Origin of the sequence: Trueperella sp. HMSC08B05 (assembly GCF_001808405.1) — a bacterium.
Classification (GTDB): domain Bacteria; phylum Actinomycetota; class Actinomycetes; order Actinomycetales; family Actinomycetaceae; genus Trueperella; species Trueperella bernardiae.
This window is the reverse complement of record NZ_KV793238.1, coordinates 1-22,951: the sequence shown is the minus strand read 5'-3', so window position 1 is coordinate 22,951 and position 22,951 is coordinate 1. Positions and strand designations below refer to the sequence as shown.

Genomic DNA, 22,951 nt, shown 5'->3' with positions numbered 1-22,951 from the left:
CGTCACTGCACCGGAGCGCTGACCACCAGGTCATGGGCGCTGCGGGCTATCCCCGTCAGCGCCGAATTCGCGCCCAGGCTCGCCGCCTCGATCCGTAGCCGTTCCGTCGCCATCGGCACCGCCGAGCCCAGCAGCGAAACCCGAAACGCGTTCATGAAAGCGGTCAGCTCGCTCATCGCCCCGCCCACCACCACGTCACAGGGGTTGACGAAACTAATCAGCGGCCCGAGCGCCTTACCCACCAGCATCCCCGAATTGCGGATCAGCTGGGTGATGTGCGGGAACTGATTCTGGCCCGCCTCCACCAGCTCCGCCATCGAGCCCAGCTCCATGAACTGCGCCGCGTCCCGGCGAATTGCCGCGCCCGACGCCACGGTTTCCAAGCAGCCCGACTTCCCGCACCCGCACACAAACGGCGAATCCTCCACCACGCGCGCATGGGAGACGTCGCCAGCGATGCCCATCCCGCCCGTGTAAATCTTGCCGTCGATCACCAGCGCGCCGCCGATCCCGGAACCGGCCTTAATGTAGAGCAGTGGCTGGTGTTCCGGGCCGCGCACACTCGCCTCGCCAAGCGCCGCCGCCCGCCCGTCGTTCTCCACCACGCAATCCACGTCCGCCAGCTCGGCAACGATCGCACGCACGTCGGCGTCGTGCCACCCCGGCATGCGCGAGGGCAAGACGATGCGCCGTGTGCTCGCGTCAACCGGGCCGGGAACCGCGATGCCGGCAGCGAGGATGTCGGCGCCGGGAAACTCGCGGTCGCGCAGTTCGCGCCACAGGTCCACCAGGCGTTGGAGGACAGGGCGCGGGCCGGGGGCGAGGTCGATCGGCACCTCCTGCGCCTCCACGATCGGGCCGACGTGATCGGAGAGCGCGTAACGGATGTGGCTTGTGCCGATTTCCGCGGCCGCAACGAGCACGGGCGGGGCGATGCTCTCCAGCTGGGTGGAGCGCCGGCCGCGAGCGGGGGAGGCGGGTTCCACCTCGCGCACGCGCTCCTGGCTGACCAGCGAGCGGGCAATGTTCGACGCCGTCGACGACGACACGCCGAGCTTCTCGCTCAGGTCCGAACGGTTCTTGGCCGCGCCTGCGCGAATGAGCCGGTAGGCGGACTCAAGCAGATCGGGGCTCACAGTAGCAAAACCCTGTTCGCTAGCCATGGATGCCTCACTTCATCGACGACGGTTGTGTTTCCTATATCACCACTAAGATCCAAACAACGCAATTGATTTTCTAAACTGGCAAGAGGTTTTCCAAAAACCCCACACTCTGGATCACATCCTGCTATTTTGGAAACAATCCCAGGGTTTGTGCCACACGGCACAAAACGTGAGTCAAAGGAGGCACACATGACCCGCGCATCACGGCGAGCTAGCATCGTCGCCACCGTGGCAGGCGTCGCCCTGCTCCTGTCCGCCTGCGGCAGTGGAAGCTCGTCCACGCCCTCAGGCGCCACCAATCCATCAGGCTCCGCCGCCGGTGACGGATCGACCGTCACCGTCGCCATGGACACCCCCACGTGGATCTTCCCCATCTCCGCCCCCCGGCAAGACGCAGGGCGAAAACGGCATCTTCATCGAGATGCTCTACCCCTCGATGTACTCCTTCACCCTCGACGGTGAGCACGCCTACAACATCGACGAAAAGCGTTCCATCGCCAACATCCCCGAGATCAGCGACGACGGGCTGACCTACACCATCACCCTCAAAGATCGCACCTGGTCCGACGGCGAAAAGCTCACCACCAAGGACATCGACTTCTGGTACAACCTTGTCCTCAACAACAAGGCCGATTGGGCCTCCTACCGCGAAGGCGGCTTCCCGGACAACGTCACCAGCTTCGAGATCGTCGACGACAAGACCTTCACCATCACCACCACCGAGCCCTTCTCCGGTGGCTACTTCGTGGGCAACCAGCTCAACTCCGTGCGGCCCATGCCCGCACACGCCTGGGCCAAGACCTCCGACGACGGCGAGATCGTCGACTTTACCGATCCGCAAAACGCCAAGGACATCTATGCCTATCTGCGTAGCGCCGCCGAGGATCCGGCCAACTACGCCAGCAACGCCCTGTGGCAGACCGTCTCCGGCCCCTGGAAGCTGACCTCCTACACGCCGTCCGGCGAGGTCGAGCTCGCCGCCAACGACTCCTACGACGGCACCGACCCGGCCACCTTCAGCCATGTCATCTACAAGCCCTTCACCTCCGACGACGCCGAATTCAACACCCTGCGCGCCGGCGGCATCGACTACGGTTACATCCCCGCCGGCAACATCTCCCAGCGGGACTACATCGAAGGTCAGGGCTACACCGTCTCCCCGTGGTACGGCTGGGCCATCACCTACATGCCGTTCAACTTCAACCACCCCAAGTCCGGGCCGATCTTCGCCCAGAAGTACGTGCGCCAAGCCATGCAGCAACTGATTGACCAGGAGACCATCTCCAAGGTCATCTGGAAGGGCATGGCGGCCCCCACCTGCGGGCCAGTCCCGCAGGAGCCCGGCGCCGCCGGCACCACCGAGGGCTGCGCCTACTCCTTCAATCCCGACGCCGCCCGAAAACTGCTCGAAGATCACGGCTGGGCCATCAACCCCGACGGCGTGACCACCTGTGAAAAGCCCGGCACCGGCGCCGGCCAGTGCGGCGAAGGAATCGAGGCGGGCGCAGAAATGCGCTTCACTCTTATCTCCCAGTCCGGCTTCACCGCCACCCACGACATGATGGCGGAGCTGAAGTCCCAGTTCGGCAAGCTCGGCATCGTGCTGGAGATCCAGGAGGTTCCCGACTCGGTGGCCGTCTCGCAGGTGTGCAAGAAGGACGACCCCAACTGTGAATGGGATCTATCCTTCTTCGGCTCCGAAGGCTCCTGGTACTACCCGCCCTTCGCCTCGGGCCAGCGCCTGTTCGCCACCGGCGCGCCGGTTAACCTCGGCGCCTACTCCAACCCGGAGGCGGATAAGCTCATCGACGCCACCCTCGTCTCCTCCGACGAGTCGGCAATGAAGGACTACAACGACTTCCTGGCCGAAGACCTGCCCGTCCTGTGGATGCCGAATCCGGTCAACCGGGTCTCGGCCTACAAGTCGGATATCTCCGGGATCGATCCGCAAGATCCGATGCTCGGCATGTACCCCCAAGATTGGACACGTAAGTAACACACGCTGACGGGCCGGCTGGCTTTCGCCAGCCGGCCCGCGAGGGGCAACTATGTGGCGATACATTCTTCAACGGCTCGGTCAGGCATTCGCGGTCATGCTCATCGTGACCTTCTTGACCTTCCTCCTTCTTCATCTTCTTCCCGGCGGCGCCGCCCGATCCGCGCTCGGCCTGGATGCCACGCAGGCGCAGATCGATGCCTACAACGCGCAGATGGGCTACGACCAGCCCTTCCTCACGCAGTTCGGCCTCTACGTCCAGCGCCTCCTGAGCGGCGACCTCGGATACTCCTTCCGGCTCAACCAGCCGGTAGCCGACGTCATCCTCCAGCGCCTGCCCAAGACCATCCTGCTGAGCCTTCTCGCCACCACCCTCGCCGTCATCATCTCCATCCCACTCGGCGCCATCCAGGCCGTCTACCGCAACACCAAGGTCGACTACGCCATCACCGGGATCGCGCTCCTGGCCTACGCCACCCCGCTGTTCTTCCTCGGCATCATCTTCATCGTGGTCTTCTCCCAGTGGTGGCCAATCCTTCCCCCGCAAGCCCCGCAAGGCTTCACGGTCGCCGAGATCCTCAGCCAATGGAAGGGCCTCATCCTGCCGGTGGTGACCCTCGCCGTCGTCGCCCTCGCCGCGTTCACGCGCTACGTGCGCTCCACGATGGTCGACAACCTCAACGAAAACTACATCCGCACCGCCAAGGCCAAAGGCCTTTCCCCCTCGCGCGTGACCATCCGCCATGCTCTGCGCAACTCCCTCTTCCCCGTGATCACGCTACTCGGCATGTACATCCCCGCCCTCTTCTCCGGCGCGCTCGTGGTCGAACAGCTCTTCAACTATCCCGGCATGGGCCTCATGTTCTGGCAGGCAACCCAGACCCGCGACTACCCCATCCTCCTGGCCTCCACCCTCATCGTTTCCCTCGCCACCGTGATCGGCGCCCTCATCGCCGACATTCTCTACGCCGTGGCCGATCCCCGCGTCCGACTTTCTGGAGGTGACAAATGAGTGAGTCCATCAACGACGCGGTGGCCGGCATCCCCGCCTCAAGCCGCAGTTCCTCGAGCCACAGTGCCGGCGTTGCCGGAGGTGGATCCGGCGGTGCTGCCGTCGTCGTCGGCGACGCCACGCACGCACGGCGCCAACTCGGCATCGGACGCCAAGGCATAGCCGTCTTCTTCGAGAACAAGCTCGCCGTCCTCGGCCTGTGCCTCGTGGTCGCCCTCATTCTCTTTTCATTCGTTGGCCCCCTGATCTACCACACCGATCAGGTCCACACCGACCTCGCACACGCCTACCTCGCCCCCGGCGAGCTCGGCCACCCGCTCGGCACTGATTCCGTCGGCTACGACCAGCTCGGCCGTCTCATGCTCGGCGGGCAGACCTCCCTCATCGTGGGCCTGTGCGCCGGCCTGCTCGCCACCGCCTTCGGCACCCTCTGGGGAGCCGCGGCAGGTTTCATCGGCGGCTGGGTCGACGCCGTCATGATGCGCCTCGTCGACGCCCTCATGTCGATCCCCGCGCTATTCCTGTTCATGCTGATCGCCACGATCATCACCCCCACAGTCCCGCTACTCGTGCTCGTCATCTCCGCGTTCGCGTGGCTCAACCCGGCGCGCATGGTCCGCGGTGACTCCATCGCATTGCGCTCGCGCGAGTTCATCCTCGCCATGAAGGGCATGGGCGGCTCCCCGGGGCGGGCCGTGCGCACCCACATCGTGCGAAACTCCATCGGTACCGTCATCGTCAACGCCACTTTCCAGGTCGCCGACGCCGTCCTGTACGTCGCCTACCTATCCTTCCTCGGACTGGGCGTTCCGCCGCCCGCAGCCAACTGGGGCGGCATGCTCTCCTCCGGCCTGTCCGAGGTCTACTCGGGCAACTGGTGGCTGATCCTTCCCCCCGGTATCGCGATCATCGTCCTGGTGCTTGCCTTCAACTTCGTTGGCGACGGCCTGCGTGACGCCTTCGAAGTGCGCTTGAGGAAGAGGTAGACATGGATACCCTGCTATCAATCGAGGACCTCTCGGTTCGCATCCCCCGCCGAAAAGACGAGGTTCAGCCGCTGTCCGGCGTCAACCTGACAGTCGGACGCGGGCAAACCCTCGGCATCGTCGGCGAATCCGGCTCCGGAAAGACCATGACGGCGCTCGCCCTCATGGGCCTCCTACCCTCCAACGGGTACGTCTCCTCCGGGCAGATCACCCTGGACGGCAAGGCGCTTGTGGGGATGGACGACGCCGAGTTGCGTCGCCTACGTGGCACCGAGGTGGGCATGATCTTCCAAGATCCCATGACCTCCCTCAACCCCACGATGACCATCGGCGACCAGATCGGCGAACCGCTGCGCGTCCACCACTCGGCGTCGAAGAAGGAGGCCTACGAGGCGGCCATCGACATCATGCGGCGCGTGGGGATGCCCCGACCCGACAAGATCGTCGGCGACTACCCCCACCAGCTCTCCGGTGGCATGCGTCAACGCGCGATGATCGCCATGGCCCTCATTTGCCGGCCCAAGCTCCTCATCGCCGACGAACCGACCACCGCCCTCGACGTCACCACCCAGATGCAGATCCTCGACCTCATCGACGACGTCAAGGACGAGTTCGGCTCCTCCGTCATCCTCGTCACCCACGACCTCGCGGTGGTAGCCGGGCGAGCGGACTCCGTGGCCGTCATGTACTCGGGGCGCGTGATGGAGCAGGCCCCCTCGCGCGAGCTGTTCACCAACCCGCGCCACCAGTACACGCGCGCCTTGCTCGCTGCACTACCCGAGCGCGCCCACAACGCCGACGCCGAGCTGTACTCGATCCCCGGCTCCCCGCTGGAGATCACCGAGGAGGTCACCGGGTGCCCGTTCGCGCCGCGTTGTGCCTTCGCCCAGGACGTGTGCCACACCGTGACACCGACGCTCGGGGAGGGCAGCCACAAGGTGGCCTGCCACTTCCCCGGCGGCAAGCCGCTTACCAACGAGCTACGGTCCGTGTCGCGCAACGATGCTCTCGATGAGAGCAAGCCGATTCTTCAGGTCAGCCACGTCTCGCGCAACTTCCCCGCCTACGGCGGCTCGCTCGTGCGGCGCAAGATCGGCACCGTCTCGGCTGTCTCCGACGTCTCCTTGACCATCTACGAGGGCGAGGTCTTCGGGGTGGTCGGCGAATCCGGGTGCGGCAAGTCCACGCTCGGCCGGCTCATCGCCGGGCTCGACGACGTCTCCGAAGGCGAGATCGAGGTGGGAGGCGTGCGACTCTGCGGCCTGCGCGGTAAGGAGCGGAAGAAGTTCCACGCCCAGGTCCAGATGATGTTCCAGGACTCCGCCGCCGCGATGGATCCGCGCATGCGGGTGGACGAGATCATTCTCGAGCCGCTCAACATTCAGAAGGTGGGCACCCGCGCCCAGCGCCACGACCGTGTGGCCGCCCTCGTGGAGCAGATCGGCCTACCACGCGACGCCCTTTCCCGCTACCCGCACGAATTCTCCGGCGGCCAGCTCCAGCGCATCGGGCTCGCCCGCGTGCTCGCGCTGAACCCGCGGCTGATCGTGTGCGACGAGCCGGTCTCCGCCCTCGACGTCTCCGTTCAGGCTCAGGTGCTTAACCAGATGCGGGCCCTGCAACAGCGCTACTCGCTGGCCTACGTGTTCATCAGCCACGACCTGTCGGTGGTCCAGTACATGTCCGACCGCATCGCCGTCATGTACCTGGGCAAGATCGTGGAGTACGGCGACGCCGACAGCGTCGCCCGCCGCCCACTCCACCCCTACACGAAGGGGCTGGTGGACGCCGTCCCCCGCATCGAGGACGCCTTCACCGAGGAGGTCTCCCGCCTCAAGATCGACGGCGAGACTCCCTCCGCGATGGATCCGCCCAGCGGCTGCCGCTTCCGCACCCGCTGCCCCTTCGCCCAGGACATCTGCGCGGCGCAGGAGCCGGCGCTGCGAAAGCTCCGTACAGGGCAGGGCAACGACCAGTTTGTGGCCTGCCACTTCCCGCTGGTGGACGGCGTGCAGGCCCGAGTCACGTCGGCTATTGCTGGGTCGGGGCCGGGTGTTGCCGGGCGGGCGTAGGCTCTGAGTTTGAGTGTCCCCGCAGGCCGCTTCACCGCGGCCGCCCGGAAATCCCGCGCGCTCTGCCGGCCTGCCCCGACACTTCACGTGAACATACCGGCCACCGATCGCTATACGCGCCCGGCAGGCCCCAGATTCCTGAGTTGCGTCGGCCGCGGGTCTCCGGCTGTGGTCGAGGGTCCCCGGCTGCGGCCGGGGACCCTCGACCACCCCACGGTCACCGCGCGGTTGCGCCGAGGTCGGCCGCGCCGATGATTCCCGCGTCGTTGCCGAGGGAGGCCGCAACGATCTTCGCACACGGGAAGCCGCCCAGGCCCATCTGGCGGGTGTACTCCCGGCGCGTCGGCTCCAACAGCAGCTCCCCCGATTCGGACACACCGCCGCCAATAAGGAAGAGGTCCGGGTCGAAGATCATGCCAAGCGAGGCCATGCCGGCACCCAGCGCCGTGCCGATCTCCTCAAAGATTCCCAGCGCCACCGGGTCCCCCGCGAGCGCGAGGGGATCGACGTCGCGGGCCGTGGCCAGCCCGTTCGTGGCCGGCAGGCGTTCAGCCGCGAGCGCGTTCATCCGGCTACCCGAGCAGTACTGCTCCCAGCACCCCACACGTCCGCACCCGCACGGCAGTCCGCCCGGCTCGTAGGTGAAGTGCCCGAGCTCGCCAGCCAGGCCGTGCCTGCCCTCGAGCACCCGATCGCCGAAGATCAGCGCGCCTCCGATCCCGGTGCCCACCGTAATGGCCACCACCGAGTCATACCCTCGCGCCGCGCCGAATCGGTATTCGGCCCAAGCCGCGGCGTCGGCGTCGTTGACCAGGCGGACGGGAAGCCCAAGCGCTGAGGATAGCGGCGTGCGGACGTCCACGTCCGTCCAACGCAGGTTGGCCGAGGTGCGCACGACGCCGGCGTCCGAGTCCACCGTGCCGGCGAAGCCCACACCCACGCCGCCGATCTGGTCAAGGCCGAGGCCGTGCGCGCTGACGAGGGCCTTAACCTCGCGTGCCATGTCGGCGATCGTTGACTGCGGCGCCCCCGGATAGGAGGCGAACCTTTCCTTGGCGAGGATGTTTCCACCGTCAACGAGGCCGACGGCAATCTTCGTGCCGCCGACGTCGATTCCCACGCGCATCATTCATGCCTCCTAGGTCGATACTTCAGATGGCTAGTGTTGGATCCGATAAGCTTGAACGCCTCCCGCGCCACGCCCATGAGCGGGGCGTTCGCGCCGTTGGGTGCGATGTCAATGACGAGATCCTGGCTGGCGGTGGAGCTGGCAGTATCAAACACCGAGGCACGCAGGGAGCTCATGAACACGCCCAGCTGAGCGAGCGAACCTCCCACGTAGATCGCGCCGGGGTTAATGAAGTTGACGATCGGCCCCAAAGCCCGGCCAATCAGCTCCCCAGACTGGCGCACATACGGGTTGATTTCTGGCATGTCGTTAAGCACGGCGTCGACGATCGGGCGGTCGCCGAGGTCGAGGCCCGCACTCAGCGCCCGCTCGCGAATCATGGCACCCGAGGCCACCGCCTCCAGACACCCGATGCGCCCACAGGCGCACAGGTTGTTGAGGTTGGGATCGACCCGCGCGTGGCTGATGTCTCCCGCGAAGCCGCCCGCGCCTTGGTAGAGCTCGCCGTTGATGACCACCGCCCCGCCGATGCCGGTACCCGCCTTGACGTAGATGTAAGAATCGGCGGACACGTAGGGCAGCTCCCCCACCGCGCATGCGCGCGTGTCGTTTTCCACCCATACGGGCAGGCCCGTCATCTCATTGAGGATCCCGCACAGGTCCGCCCCGTGCCAGCCGGGCATGCGGGCGGGTAGGACGAGCTTGCGCGTGATCGCTTCCACCGGGCTGGCCACGGACAGGCCGATCGCGCCAATCTTGCACTCCGCGAAGTGCTCCTCTCGTAGCTGATTCCACCGTTCGACCAGGGTGGCCATCACCTTTTCGGGCGGCGAAGGGGAATCGAAGACGATCTCTTTCGGTTCGCGCATCGGGTGGATGGAGTCCATGATGCCGAAGCGCAGGTGGTGGGCGCCGACCTCTGCCACCGCCACCACCTCGGCGGTGTCGATTGAGACAAGGATCTTTGCCGGCCGCCCGCCGGTGGACCTGTTCGATTCTATTTCCTTAATCAGCTCCTGTTCGATGAGGCTGCGGGCGACGTTCGACGCTGTCGACGACGAAATCCCCATCGAGTGCACCAAATCCGATCGACGCCGGGCAACGCCTGACTTGATCATTCCGTATGCGGTGTCTAGCAAGTCGGTGCTTACCGCAGGATTCTTCGCCACTTAAACTCCTCCTTGAGCCGTGGTATCCGCTCTAGAATCAGTGTATCCTCCTACGAGCCTTTTTCCAACTTGGCGAAACCATATCGTTATTATTTTGCAAATTGCACACTGCGTGGATGAAGTGTGTTAAGCTCGAGGTCAGTTGAGGCGCACCGAAGGCGATGTGCCAATACTGATTCGGAACCCGAATCTCGTCACCACGACACAACAATCCTCAAGGGGGAGGAAACATGACAAAACTTTCGTCAATCACTAAGGTCGGAGCCCTCTTTGCTTCGGGCGCCCTGATCCTCTCCGCCTGCTCAAACGGTGCAGGCGGCTCGGAGTCCACCACCACGCCCACCAGCGGCGGATCGCAAACCTCCGCCTCCGGTGAACCCGTCACCATCGAGTACCTGCACCGCCTGCCCGACGGCGAAGGCATGGTCCCCGTCGCTGACATCGTCGCACGCTGGAACGAGGAGCACCCCGACATCCAGGTCACCTCCACCAAGTTCGACGGCGCCCCGGCCGACCTGATCAAGAAGGTCCAGACGGACGTCTCGGCCAACAACGCGGCCTGCCTCTTCCAGGCCGGATACGCCGATCTAGCCGAGCTCTACGTCGGCGGTCTCGTCCAGGACGTCACGCAGTACGCCACGAAGTACGCCGACAAGTTCGGTGATGGCCCGTTCGGCTCCATGCAGCTCGACGGCAAGTACTTCGGCCTGCCGCAGGACACCGGCCCGCTCGTCTACTACTACAACAAGGCCGCGTTCGAGGAGCTTGGCCTCAACGTTCCGACCACCTCGCAAGAGTTCATCGACACCGCCAAGAAGGCAGCCGAGAAGGGCAAGTACATTGCCACCTTCCAGACTGACGAGGCCGGCTCGATCTTCCCGGCACTGTCCGCGGCTGCTGGCGACCAGTGGTTCGCCATCGACGGCGATTCTTGGAAGATCGACGTCACGGGTAAGGGCACCTCGGCCGTCGCCGACTTCTGGCAGCAGCTGCTCGACGCGAAGGCTGCGCCCGTGATCGAGCGTTGGGGCGCTGACTGGAAGTCCAAGCTCAACGACGGCACCATCATCGGCACCATCGGCGCCGCGTGGGAGGCCCCGCTCCTCGCTGACGACATGGCCGGCTCCGACAACGTCGGCAAGTGGTCCATCGCCCAGCTGCCCGACTTCGGCAACGGCGGCGGCACCGGCCCCGATGGCGGCTCCGGCGTCGTCGTGTCCAAGACCTGCCAGTACCCCGAGCAGGCCATGGAGTTCAACGCCTGGTTCAACACCCAGGTTGACGACCTCGCCTCCCAGGGTCTCGTGGTCGCCGCGGCCGACAAGCCCGCCAACCCCAAGTACGCCTCCTTCTACGGCGATGAGGATGTACTCGCCCAGTTCGCCACCGCGAACGACGCGATGAAGCCCTTCCTCTACATCCCGGGTTGGTCGGCCGTGTGGAGCAACCTCGGTGAGAACGCCGCCGCCGCAGGCAGCGGGTCCAGCTCAGTGGCTGACGTGCTCAACCAGGCTGCCGACACCGCCAAGAAGGCCATCGAAAACGCCGGCCTGACGGTGAAGTAAGAACACTTGTTCTTTTGCTGTGGGGGCGCCGAAAGGTGCCCCCACAGCAAAAGAACGGGATGCAGAAACGGATGGAAAAATAATAATGTCTACAACCGTTAAGGAACCTCCAGCCACAACGCACAAGCATCGGCGCACAAAGCGCGAGGCACACGAAGCCCGCACCGGCTGGCTCTTCATGGCCCCGTTTGCTGCACTCTTCACGTTTATCTTCGTTATCCCAATCTTCGTCTCCATCTACAAGGCCTTCTTCCAGACCCGCGTGGTCGGCGGCGGCGCCTTCGGCGGCGGCGATTCTCAGCAGGTCTTCGTCGGGTTTGACAACTTCGCCTACGTCGTCGGCTCCGACGTGTTCTGGGCCGGCATCGGACGAGTCATCCTCTACACCCTCTTCCAGGTACCGATCATGATCGGCCTGGCCCTGGTCCTGGCTCTCCTCATCGACTCCCTGATCCTCCGCCACGTCACCATCTACCGGCTGTCCTACTTCCTGCCCTACGCCGTTCCCGGCGTCGTGGCCGCCATCATCTGGATGTACATCTACACCCCGACAGTCTCGCCCCTGAACTCACTGTTTGACGCGATCGGCGTGGAATTCCCGATCGACTTCTTCTCCAGCAACGTCATTCTCGCCTCCATGGCGAACATGACCACGTGGACGTTCGCTGGTTACAACATGCTCATCTTCCTCGCAGCCCTGCAGGCCATCCCGCGCGACCTGTACGAAGCAGCCCGTGTCGACGGCGCATCATCCTGGCAGATCGTGCGCCACATCAAGATCCCCATGGTGCGCGGAGCAGCGTTGCTCGCCATCCTGTTGTCGATCGTCGGCACCATTCAGCTCTACAATGAGCCCGCCGTCCTTGCCACGAAGAACACCTGGATGGGCCAGGCTTACACGCCGCTGATGATGGCGTTGAACACGGCCAAGGGATACATCACGCCCTCGGGTGACGGCCCCGCGTCCGCCATCGCGATCATGATGGCGATCATCGCCGGTGTCCTCGCCGTGATCTACTTCCTGACGGATCGGAAGGTGAATGGAAATGACTAAGACAGCCGCGCTCCCCGACGGGCGAACCTACACCCCTTCAATCGAGGGCGTCCCCACCCGCACCTTCGCACCGAAGATCACCTCGAAGGTCATCGCCGCCCTGTTCATGATCATCTTCCTCCTGTACTTCATCTTCCCGATTTACTGGATGATCGTCGCCTCCACGAAGACGAACTCCGAGCTGACCACCACGTTCGGCCTGTGGTTCGCCTCCCACAACGACACGACGGCGAACCCGTCACTGCCCGCCGCCATCTCCGCCAACTATGACTCGCTCGTGGGCTGGACCCAGGGCCTGCTGTGGCGGTGGATCGGCAACTCCTTCATCTACTCCACGGTTGCGGCGCTCATCGGCACCATCACCTCGGTGATGGCCGGCTACGCGCTCGCAAAGTTCAACTTCCCGTTCAAGAACGCCGCGCTCGGCACCATCATGGCCGGCCTGCTCATGCCGGTGGCCCTGCTCTCGGTGCCGATCTACATCATGTTCTTGAACCTTGGCTTGGACAACACGATGCTGTCGATCATCATCCCCTGCGCGGTTTCACCCTTCGGCGTGTTCCTTGGCAGGGTCTACGTCCAGTCATCGGTGCCCACCGAACTGATCGAGGCGGCCCGCATCGACGGCGCCGGCGAGGGACGCATCTTCTTCACGATGGTGCTGCGCATCCTGGCCCCGGCGATGGTGACGATCTTCCTGTTCATCTTCGTGGCAACCTGGAATAACTTCATCCTGCCGCAGTTGATGATCTCCTCCCAGGAACTCAAGCCCATCACCCTCGGTCTGTACGGCATGGCCTCGTACTTCAACCCGCAGTATGGTCCGATGATGATGGCCTCCCTGCTCGGCGTCGTCCCGCTGATCATCCTCTTCCTTGCACTGCAGCGCTACTGGCAGTCCGGTCTGTCGGCCGGCGCGGTCAAGGGCTGATCACCACCCACCTACTACTACCTCACGGAGAAACCATGTCACACGGCCGCTTCACCATGCCGACCGAAGAAAACTTCTTCGAAGAATCTAAGAAACTCGCCGAACTTTGGGGCGCTGACGCCGTCCGCAACTCAGACGGCACGCAGCTTGACCATGACGTCCTGGACTTGGGCAAGCGCGTCTACTCGGCCTACTTCCCCACCCGTGGCCATAACGAGTTTATGGTCGGCAAAATGAGGTACGTCCCGCAGGTCTACCTGCTCTCGGAGCGCACCCTCGCCGAGGGCGAATCCGTCACCATCCCGCTGCTGGCCACCTACTTTGAAGAGCAGCTCCAGGTCAATCACGACGACGACCCGGCCCAGTACTGGGAGGTCATTGACCGCACGTCCGGCGAGACCCTGCCCACGGCGTCGTGGAGCTACGACGCCACCACGGACTGCGTCACGATCACCGGGGCCACCTCGATGCACGAGTACACCGTGACGTTCCTCGCCTACGTCATCTGGGATCCGGTCCAGATGTACAACCACATCACGAACGATTGGGGGGACAAGGAGCACGAGATCGCCTTCGATCCGCGCCACCCGGAGGTCCGTGACTTCATGTACGAGACCCTGGAGAAATGGTTGGCGGACAACCCGCACGTCGACGTCGTCCGCTTCACCACGTTCTTCTACCAGTTCACGCTGATCTTCAACAACCTTCGGCGCGAGAAGATCGTGGACTGGACGGGATTCCAAGTCACCGTTTCGGCTCAGGCGCTGGCTGACTTCGAGAAACAGTACGGCTACCGGATGCGCCCGGAGGACTTCGTCGACGCCGGTAGCTACGGCTCGTCGTTCGTCAACCCCGGCAAGCCGCAGCGCGACTGGCTGGACTTCACCTTCCACTCGGTCCAGCACATGATTAAGCACATGGTCGATCTGACCCACGCCGCTGGCAAGGAAGCCATGATGTTCCTTGGCGACCAGTGGATCGGCACCGAGCCGTATTCGAAGGAATACCCGGGCCTGGGCATGGACGCGATCGTGGGTTCGGTGGGCGACGGCACCACCACCCGCATGATCGCGGACATCAAGGGCGTGCGATACCACGAAGGTCGCTTCCTTCCCTACTTCTTCCCGGACAGCTTCTACGACGGGGCAGACCCCTCGATTGAGGCGTGGGACAATTGGCGCAAGGCCCGCCGCGCAATCCTGCGCTCCCCGCTGGAGCGCATGGGTTACGGCGGCTACCTGTCGCTGGCGAACAAGTTCCCGACCTTCGTGGAGGCCGTGGCCCACATTGCCGACGAGTTCCGCGACATCTACGACCGCTCGGGCGGCGTGGGCGCGCAGCCTCAGTTAACCGTCGCGTTCCTTGACGCGTGGGGCGAGCAGCGCTCCTGGCAGGGTTTCACTGTCGCGCACGCGCTGCCGAACAAGTACAACCGCAACTACTACGGCATCCTCGAGGCAATCTCGGGTATGCGCGTGAACGTCCGGTTCATCTCGTTCGCGGACGTGCTCGAGGGCGGCGTGCCCGACGACGTCGACGTCATTATCAATGCCGGCCCCGCCGCCACCTCCTACTCGGGCGGCGACGCCTGGGCCAACCCCGCCCTCGTCTCCGCGATCCGCGCGTGGGTGCGCAGCGGCAAGGGCTTCGTGGGCGTCGGCCAGCCCACCGCGATCGACCGGCAGGGCCGCTTCTTCCAGCTGGCCGACGTGCTGGGCGTGGACGAGGAGATCTACCGCTCGCTCAACGTGGACAAGTACTGGCCCGAGCCCACCGAGGATCACTTCATCACGGCGGAGTTCGAAGCCCCGCTCGATTTCGGTGAGACGATCACGAACACGTTCCCGATCTCCCAGGACACGGCCGTGTTGCGCGCCGAAGGCGGCGAGGTCCAGCTGGCCGCCAACGATTACGGGAAGGGCCGCGGCGTGTACCTGTCTGGCCTGCCCTACTCAGCCACGAACGCCCGCCTGCTCGAGCGCATCCTGTTCTGGGTTGCCGGCGCGGAGGAGCACTACGCCGAATGGTCGAGCTCCAACCCCGACTGCGAAGTGGCCTACTTCCCCGCAAGCCGGTGCTACGCCGTCGTGAACAACACCGGCCAGCCGCAGGCAACCACCGTGGCGCTGCCAGGCGGGGAGCGCGTGGACGTGGAGCTGGAGGGCTCGGGCATCCTGTGGAAGGACTACGAGGACTGATGGGCGCCAAGGAACTCAAGCCCGACGTGCTGGAGCAGGTGCTGGGTCACTTCGACGTCGGCGAGGTGACCCACCTGGAGCCGTGGGGCGACGGGCACATCAACGACACCTACCGGGTGGAAGCCGGCCGTGGGGTGTTCATCCTGCAACGCCTCAACACGGAGATCTTCCGCGACCCGGCCAGCCTCATGCGCAACATCGACCTCGTAACGCGCTTCGTGGCCGCCAAGGGACGCGAGACCCTGACCGTGATCCCCACGGTCGAGGGCGAGCTGTTTCACGACGCCGGGGCGCACGGCGCGTACAGGCTGTACGTCTTTATCCCGCACACGGTGTCGTACTCGGTGGTGGACGACCCGGGCGTGACGCGGGCCGCCGGCGCGGCATTCGGCCAGTTTCAAAAGGACCTCGCCGATTTTGATGCCACCCAGCTTGCCGAGACGATCCCGCACTTCCACGACACGCCACGCCGGTTCGCGAACCTCGCGGCGGCCGTGGAGGCCGACATCGCCGGCCGGGCCGAGAGCGCGCGGGCCGAGATCGCCGATTACATGCGGCGCGAACTCGACTGCTTCGTGGTGACCGACCGGCTCAGCACCGGTAAACTGCCCTACCGGGTGACGCACAACGACACGAAGATCAACAACATCCTGTTCGACGCCACCACGCACGAGGCGCGGGCCATCATCGACCTCGACACCGTGATGCCCGGCTCGATGCTGTACGACTTCGGCGACGCACTGCGCACCGGGGCCGCCACCACGGACGAGGACGACCCCGAGCCGGCCAACATGGGGATCAACCTCGAGCTATTCGAGGCGTACTGCCGCGGATTCGTCAGCACCCTGGGCGACGCGATCACGGAGAAAGAATCCGAGCTGCTAGCCTTCTCCGTCAAGCTCCTCACCCTTGAATGCGGCATGCGATTCCTCACCGACTACCTTGAAGGCGACGTGTACTTCGCAACGAAGCACCCCACTCACAACCTGGAGCGGGCCCGCACCCAACTGGCGCTGGTAGCCGACATCGAAAAGAAGATGGATGAAATGAATGCGATCGTGCGCCGCGCGCTAGAAAGCGAGGAAGAACAATGACTCTGCGCCGCGTGTATGAAGCGATCGACGCCCTAGTCGACTACGCCCGGGCCCACCTCGAGCTCGGGGCGGCCAACGAGGACTGGGCGCGCAACCAGATCTTTGGCATGTTCGGGCTCAACTCCTACGAGCCGACCGGGGCGCGCGGGGCCGAGCACGTGCGGCCCGACGCGTTGCTGGCCGAGTTCGCGGGGGCGCTGGCCGCCGAGGGTCTCATCGAGGACTACCAGGCCGACGCCGTCTGCGACCAGGCGATGGGCTACCTCACACTCATCCCCTCCCAGCTACAGGAGCGCTTCGCGCAAGTGCGCGACGCCGAAGGCGGGGACGCCGCGATGGCGTGGCTCTACGAGTACTCGATCCGCTCGAACTACGTGCGCCGGGCGGTGCTTGACCGCAACCCGCGCTTCGAAACCCGCGGCCTGATCGTCACGATCAACAAGGCCAAGCCCGAGTTCAAAGACCCGAAGAAAGCGGCGGCGGGAAACGCGGTGGCCGGCGGCTACCCACGCTGCTCGATCTGCCACGAGAACGAGGGCTTCGCGGGCCGGGCCAAGTTCACGCTCCGCACGGTGCCACTGAAGATGGGCGCGGAGGACTGGTTCTGGCAGTTCTCCCCCTACGGCTACCTCGACGAGCACGGCATCGCGGTCAACACCCTTCACACCCCGATGCACGTGGACGCCGACGCCTTCCGTCAGCTCATCTCCTTCGTCGACCAGTACCCCTCGCTGTTCATCGGCTGCAACGCGGCACTGCCCCGGATCGGCGGCTCGGTGCTCGGCCACGACCACTACCAGGGCGGCGGGGAGCTCCTGCCGATGCACACCGCGAAGACGTGGAAGGAAGTCCAAGACCCGGACCATCCGGATGCCGGGGTGGAGATCCTCGACTGGCACAACACCGCCATTCGGGTGGTCAGCCCGGACGCGGAGACCGTGGTAGCCGTCTGCGAGAAGATCCACGACGCATGGGTGTCCTACTCCAATCCGGAGCTAGGAATAATCGCCCGCGATGATGAGGGCGTTCATTCCGCCACCTCCCCCACGGTGATTCGCACCGAACGCGGATACGAAATGTCCCTCATCTTGCGGTCGAATGTTACGACCGAGGAGTTCCCGGCGGGTGTGTTTCACGCCCACCCCGAATTCCATGCGGTCAAGCAGGAATCCATCGGCCTCATCGAGGCCCAGGGCTTGTTCATCCTGCCCGGCCGCCTCGACTCGGAGCTGGCGCTGATCGCGGACGCGATCGAATCCGGCGCCGACCTCCCAGCCGACCTCGAACCGTTCCGCCTTCTGTTCGACGAGACGAAGGAGGCCCTGTCCGGTTCCACCGACCGCGCCGCAATCGACGCCGCCATCCGCGACGAGCTAGGCAGCATCTGCGAGCGCATCCTCGATAACACGGCAGTGTTCAAGCACAAGGAGCAGACCTTGGCCTGGCTCCTCGACCATGGCTTCGAGGAGCGATAGGTCTCGAAGCACATCCCATGAGGTTTAGCCTGGCGATCACGCCGGCCGCTCACGTCTGTGCCCCTATGTCACTTCGATGTTGCACAGGGGCACAGACGTAACTGGCCACGGCGGACCGTCGTCACTGTCGACGACCAACCATTATCGTTAAGACCAACCAACCACATCGAGCAAAGGAGCACATGTGATAGGCACAAGCAGATCATGGTCTAGGCGAGCTATTGCCGCAGTGTCGGCTGCACTCGTCGTCGTGGCGGGAGGCGGTTTCGGTACCCTCACTGCCCCACCCGCAACCGCCGACACAACCGACACCTTCATCGGCGGCCCCGACCAGTTGTACGTCGGGTATGCGGATTCGGAGGAAACTCAGGAGCCCAACGGCAACGGTCCCGCCGCTAAGGCGATTGACGGGGTTGCGACCACCTACTGGCACACCAACTGGTCGGTGGGCAATACCGAGACCCCCGGCCCCCACTGGATCTCCGTGGGCACATTCCCAGGTGCGCAGATCGCCGACTGTTCTTTCACGGGCATCGAGTACACCCAGCGGCAGGGCAGCAGTGGAACCGGTAAACACAACGGCATCGTCGGCAACTACGAGATCCATGTCTCGGATAGCCCCATCGAGGATGGCGTCGGCTTCACCGACACCACCCGGGTCGCTAGCGGCACCTTCGAGAACACCGACTCAGCGCAGGTCGTCCGCTTTGAGGGGCCCGCAACCGGCAAGTTCGTCACCCTGAAGGCGCTCTCCGCGCTCGTCAACAGCCAGAACCTGACGTCCGTGGGCGACATTCGCCTCATCGGATCCTGCCACACCGAGGCCGGCGCCACCATCGTGACCCCCACCGCGCCTATCCAGAGCGAGAACGGTGCGAGCATCACTGTGCCGACCATCGCCGGGGTCGACTACAAGATCAACGGCGCGATCGTCACGGGCGACGTCACCCTCAACAACGGCGCCACCACCGTAACCGCCACCCCTCGAGATGGCTACACGTTCTTCGGCGACCAGTCCGTTAGCTACGACTTCAGCTACGAGGGCATGCCCATCCCGGCCACCATCCCCTCCCTGACCGGACAGTTCGCACGTTCCGAGGGCACCTGGACTGCCACGCAGGACGTGACAGTCGTTCGCCCCGACACCTTCGCCAGCAGCGCCCAGCTTCTCGTCGACGAACTCAATGCCTACACCAACGGCGACTCCGTCACGGGAGCAACTAACGGGACAGGGATCGAGATCGTCATCGACGACACCCACAAGGAAAGCCTCGGCGAGGAGGGCTACACCCTTTCCATCCAACCAGCGGGCGTCACGATCACGGCCGCCACAGCGCGCGGGGCATTCTGGGGAACCCGCACGCTGTCCCAAATGCTCCGCCAGAGTCTGACCCTTCCCGCCGGATCGGTGACGGACACACCCACCTACAAGGAGCGCGGCGTCACGCTGTGCGCCTGCCAGATCAACTTCTCCACCGAGTGGATCGAGCGTTTCCTCAATGAGATGGCTGACCTCAAGCTCAACTCCATCCTCATGGAGATGAAACTCAAGTCGGACGCCTACCCGGCCGCGAACACGTTCTCGTACTACTCGCGCGAGGACGTGAAGGCATTTGTTGAGAAGGCCGACTCCTACGGCATCGACGTGATCCCCGAGATCAACTCCCCCGGCCACATGAACATCTGGCTGGAGAACCTCCCCCAGTTCCAACTGAAGGACCAAGCCGGCAACGGTAGCGTCGATCGCCTCGATATCACGAACCCGCAAGCCGTGGAGTTCTACAAGACACTCATCGACGAGTACGACGGCGTCTTCTCCACCAACTACTGGCACATGGGCGCCGACGAGTACCTCATGGGGGCAAGCTACGCCACCTACCCACAACTGGCCCGCTACGCCAGGGAGGTCACCGGCAATAGTCAGGCTACCGGCGCCGACGCCTTCACCTATTTCATCAACGACATCAACAGCTATGTCAAGGCCAAAGGCAAGACGCTGCGCATCTGGAACGACGGAATCGTCGCCACCCACGCCGTCACGCTCGACAAGGACATCGTAGTCGAGCACTGGCTCGGATCTGGACGCTCAGCCAACGAGCTTGCTAACGACGGCTACCGGCTGGTCAACGCGAACCTCAAACTCTACTTCGCCAGGGCCACCCCCTACCCCATCCAGGCAAACGGTCCGGCCTTCTTGTACAACGACCCGAACTTCGACGTCAACATCTTCCAGGGCCGCGACGGCGTCGTGTCTAAGACCGACAACATCCTCGGCGCCAAGCTCTCGATCTGGCCCGACAACGGCGTCAAGCAAACCGAAAACGAGGTCGAACTCGACGTCTACGAGGCGATGCGCTACATCGCACAGATCACGTGGAGCGGAGGAAACCCCTCCGATAACCCGACCTACGCGGACTTCAAGGCGAAGCGCGTCGACAAGATCGAACGTTCGCCCATGTGGGAGAACATCAACCGCAAGCCGCTTGAGGACGGCATCTACACGATCTCTCAGCCGGCCGGCAAGTCCCTCCAACTCGCGGGTAACGCCTCGCTCGGGGACGGAGACGAATGGACGCTGACCTCCACGCCGGACCACTACTACCAGTTGAAGAACATGGCGACCAACCAGTGCCTGTCGGTTGTCTCCGGTTACAAGCACCTCTCCACGGTGACCCAGGTTGGCGCGCGCCCCGAGGCCCGTCCCTGCGTGGACGTGTCCAAGATCTACACGGGCAACCAGGCCGGTAACAGCGGCTACGCCGAGCGCAACCCGCAAAAGTGGATGCTGCTCACAACTGGCGACGGTTCCTTCGAGATCGTCAACGCCGTGACCCTCCAACGCCTGGCAGTCGCCACCGGCGCCGAGGAGCACATCGATTTCGTCGAGTTCAACGGGACCAAGAACGACACCAAGCCCGCTGCCGGCGAAATCGTCCAGCTGCCCGGCGACATGACGGACGACGTGTGGAAGATCGAGCCCTCAACGCGCACCTTCACCGCAACCGTCGCCGCCAACCCCCTCACCGCCTACCCCTCCGCCGACGACGCCGGGGCGGCCACCATGACCGTGACGATCACCAACCGCACGGACGCCAACCTCACCAACGTCGTCGTGAAGCCTCCCGTGAAGAACGGCTGGCTCATCACCCCCGGCGCTCAGACCATCGACACCATCGGCGCCGGCGAAGCGAAGGACGTGACCTTCAAGGTCAAGCCTGACTGGTATCGAGGCGAAGCGGAGTTCGTCTTCAACGTCACCGCCGGCGAGCAGAGCGCGAACGTCCGCGCCACTATCTCGGCAGTCTGCGGATTGCCAACATCTCCGACGGCGGTGGGCGCATCCTCGGAGGAGCTGACTGGCGAGCGAGCCCCCAACGGGCCTAAGGAGGCAGCCGTTGACGGCAACCCCGCCACCTTCTGGCACACCGCGTGGCAGAACTCGCACCCCGATTACCCCCACTACATCGACCTGCAAGTTGGCGAGGACGGGGTAGACCTGTGCGGCTTCGTCTACACCCCGAGGCAGGGTCAGGTCAACGGTCGCGTCAAGGACTACGAGATCTACGCGGCCAACGAGATGCCCTCCGACCCGGCAGGTTGGGGCGAACCGGTCGCAAGGGGATCCTTCGAGGACTCCACCAAGAGCCAATTGGTCTCGCTTGACGGCGTTAAGGCCAAGCACCTCCGGTTCCAAGGCCTCAACGCTCAGCCGAGCGTCACAGACGCAACCGTCATGTCTGCCGGCGAGCTTCAGGTCATTCGGGGCACGGGCGCACCGAAGACCCTCGTTGAGCCCGCGGAGCCGACCTACGACGGCCTGAGCTACACCATCCCCGCCACCGAGGGCGTCACCTACCTCGTCGACGGCGCGCCCGTGACGCCGGGCAGCCACGAAGGACAAGCCGGTTCGACGCTCGTCGTGACCGCCGAGCCCGCTGACGGCTACTACTTCAGCGACTCCTTCTACGACAACGACGGCAAGTTCATCCCGTGGGTTCACACCTTCGAAACGTTGATCGTCCCGGACGAGCCGACCTGGGACGATGAGAACCTGACCATCACCGTTCCCGAGTCGGAGTACGTCGACTACCTTCTTGGATCGACGCTCCTCTCCCCCGGAACTCACTCTGTCGAGCCGGGCTACGTCGCGCAGATAAGCGCGCAGCTCAAGGACGGACTCGCGGACGGCATCACACTTGATCCCCAGGCGCAGACCACGTGGACACACCAGTTCCCCGACAAGGCCATCGTTCCGGACGAGCCCGCCGAGCCGGTGTGCGAGACGATCGACAGGCCGTCAACCCCGGCGAAGGCCACTGATCGACTCGGCGAAGCAAGCGGCGATCGCTTCGCGGACCTGTGGGCGATCGACGCCGACGGTCATCTCCGGTTCTACCCGAGCCTCGGAAACGGCAAGTTCGCTGGCAAGGGTGTCGTGTCCTGCGACGCTCAGAACTTCGCCTCCATGGCTCCGATCCCGGATATGAACGGCGACGGGCGCGCGGACATGCTCGTGACTCTCGACGACGGGCGTGCCTTCTTCTACAACTCGCAAGGCGATGGCTTTCTCACCCGCGGGCAGCAGGCAGGCCACGGCTGGTCGAACCTGGACAACCTCGCCTACGTCGGCAGGATCGGTTCGTCGCGAAGCGAGTTCGTCGTGGCACGTCACGTTCCCAGCGGGGATCTGTACCGCTACGTGCTCACCCCCTCGGGTATGCACTCAGGGACGAAGATTGGCCACTCGTGGGGAGACATGCGCTCTATCATGTCAGCCGGAGATCTCACCGGCGACGGCGTATCGGATGTCATCGCGACAGGACGCGACGGCGGCCTCTACCTCTACGCCGGCTCCTCCGATGGCTACATCAGCCTCGCGGATCGCATCGGTCACGGGTGGGATGCCTTCACCCACGTGACCGTTCCCGGCGACACGGACGGTGATGGGCGCCTGGACCTCGTCGGCATCCGAAACGATGGCAAGCTCTTCAGCTACCACAACACCGGTAGTGGTTGGGGCCCAGCGAAGGAGGCGGGCCATGGGTGGAGTTCGATCGCGATGATCGGATAGATGCCTCGCCGGCCGGCCCCCGCGGGGGCCGGCCGG

At 64.4% G+C, this 22,951-nt stretch carries 14 protein-coding genes; 11 read left to right on the top strand and 3 right to left on the bottom strand.

The window, feature by feature from the left end:
- Nucleotides 1-2: 2 nt before the first annotated feature.
- On the bottom strand, nucleotides 3-1,163 hold the full coding sequence (locus HMPREF3167_RS04150; RefSeq protein ID WP_070445655.1) for an ROK family protein: 1,161 nt from the start codon (nucleotides 1,161-1,163) through the stop codon (nucleotides 3-5).
- A 421-nt stretch (nucleotides 1,164-1,584) separates the two neighbouring features.
- On the opposite strand from HMPREF3167_RS04150, the gene HMPREF3167_RS04145 reads away from it, so the two are divergent.
- Genes HMPREF3167_RS04145 through HMPREF3167_RS04130 form a run of 4 tightly spaced genes read left to right on the top strand, consistent with a single transcriptional unit; the run spans nucleotide 1,585 to nucleotide 7,229 of the window.
- Nucleotides 1,585-3,159 (top strand): peptide ABC transporter substrate-binding protein, encoded by a 1,575-nt coding sequence (locus HMPREF3167_RS04145; RefSeq protein WP_246825735.1) that lies wholly within the window; start codon nucleotides 1,585-1,587, stop codon nucleotides 3,157-3,159.
- 52 nt (nucleotides 3,160-3,211) lie between these two features.
- Nucleotides 3,212-4,171: an ABC transporter permease gene (locus HMPREF3167_RS04140; RefSeq protein ID WP_062612721.1), complete on the top strand. Its 960-nt coding sequence runs from the start codon at nucleotides 3,212-3,214 to the stop codon at nucleotides 4,169-4,171.
- Nucleotides 4,168-5,157, top strand: coding sequence for an ABC transporter permease (locus HMPREF3167_RS04135; RefSeq protein WP_083281071.1), 990 nt, complete (start codon nucleotides 4,168-4,170; stop codon nucleotides 5,155-5,157). Before HMPREF3167_RS04140 ends, HMPREF3167_RS04135 begins: the two co-directional genes overlap by 4 nt.
- A gap of 2 nt (nucleotides 5,158-5,159) precedes the next feature.
- Nucleotides 5,160-7,229, top strand: coding sequence for an ABC transporter ATP-binding protein (locus HMPREF3167_RS04130; RefSeq protein ID WP_068538881.1), 2,070 nt, complete (start codon nucleotides 5,160-5,162; stop codon nucleotides 7,227-7,229).
- A gap of 217 nt (nucleotides 7,230-7,446) precedes the next feature.
- Here HMPREF3167_RS04130 and HMPREF3167_RS04125 read toward each other — a convergent pair whose 3' ends face one another.
- Together HMPREF3167_RS04125 and HMPREF3167_RS04120 are read right to left on the bottom strand one after the other, a co-directional pair.
- Nucleotides 7,447-8,358, bottom strand: a complete 912-nt coding sequence (locus HMPREF3167_RS04125; protein WP_062612725.1) for an ROK family protein — start codon at nucleotides 8,356-8,358, stop codon at nucleotides 7,447-7,449.
- Complete coding sequence (locus HMPREF3167_RS04120) at nucleotides 8,355-9,527, bottom strand: ROK family protein (protein ID WP_145989883.1); 1,173 nt, start codon at nucleotides 9,525-9,527, stop codon at nucleotides 8,355-8,357. Before HMPREF3167_RS04120 ends, HMPREF3167_RS04125 begins: the two co-directional genes overlap by 4 nt.
- A 230-nt stretch (nucleotides 9,528-9,757) precedes the next feature.
- Here HMPREF3167_RS04120 and HMPREF3167_RS04115 point away from each other — a divergent pair, with 230 nt between their 5' ends.
- From HMPREF3167_RS04115 to HMPREF3167_RS04085, 7 genes are all read left to right on the top strand, one after another.
- On the top strand, nucleotides 9,758-11,092 hold the full coding sequence (locus tag HMPREF3167_RS04115; RefSeq protein ID WP_062612729.1) for an ABC transporter substrate-binding protein: 1,335 nt from the start codon (nucleotides 9,758-9,760) through the stop codon (nucleotides 11,090-11,092).
- An 85-nt stretch (nucleotides 11,093-11,177) separates the two neighbouring features.
- Nucleotides 11,178-12,146 carry a carbohydrate ABC transporter permease gene (locus tag HMPREF3167_RS04110; protein WP_062612730.1) on the top strand — a complete coding sequence of 323 codons (969 nt, stop codon included), beginning with the start codon at nucleotides 11,178-11,180 and terminating at the stop codon, nucleotides 12,144-12,146.
- Nucleotides 12,139-13,077 (top strand): carbohydrate ABC transporter permease, encoded by a 939-nt coding sequence (locus HMPREF3167_RS04105; RefSeq protein ID WP_062612732.1) that lies wholly within the window; start codon nucleotides 12,139-12,141, stop codon nucleotides 13,075-13,077. The genes HMPREF3167_RS04110 and HMPREF3167_RS04105 overlap by 8 nt, the downstream gene beginning before the upstream one ends.
- Nucleotides 13,078-13,112: 35 nt before the next feature.
- The gene (gene gnpA, locus HMPREF3167_RS04100; protein ID WP_062612734.1) at nucleotides 13,113-15,275 is read left to right on the top strand and encodes a 1,3-beta-galactosyl-N-acetylhexosamine phosphorylase; all 2,163 of its coding nucleotides are present in this window, start codon (nucleotides 13,113-13,115) and stop codon (nucleotides 15,273-15,275) included.
- Nucleotides 15,275-16,369: a phosphotransferase enzyme family protein gene (locus tag HMPREF3167_RS04095; protein ID WP_070445651.1), complete on the top strand. Its 1,095-nt coding sequence runs from the start codon at nucleotides 15,275-15,277 to the stop codon at nucleotides 16,367-16,369. Before gnpA ends, HMPREF3167_RS04095 begins: the two co-directional genes overlap by 1 nt.
- Nucleotides 16,366-17,844 (top strand): galactose-1-phosphate uridylyltransferase, encoded by a 1,479-nt coding sequence (locus tag HMPREF3167_RS04090; protein WP_068538884.1) that lies wholly within the window; start codon nucleotides 16,366-16,368, stop codon nucleotides 17,842-17,844. Before HMPREF3167_RS04095 ends, HMPREF3167_RS04090 begins: the two co-directional genes overlap by 4 nt.
- A gap of 229 nt (nucleotides 17,845-18,073) precedes the next feature.
- On the top strand, nucleotides 18,074-22,915 hold the full coding sequence (locus HMPREF3167_RS04085) for a family 20 glycosylhydrolase (RefSeq protein WP_070445648.1): 4,842 nt from the start codon (nucleotides 18,074-18,076) through the stop codon (nucleotides 22,913-22,915).
- Nucleotides 22,916-22,951: the final 36 nt, after the last annotated feature.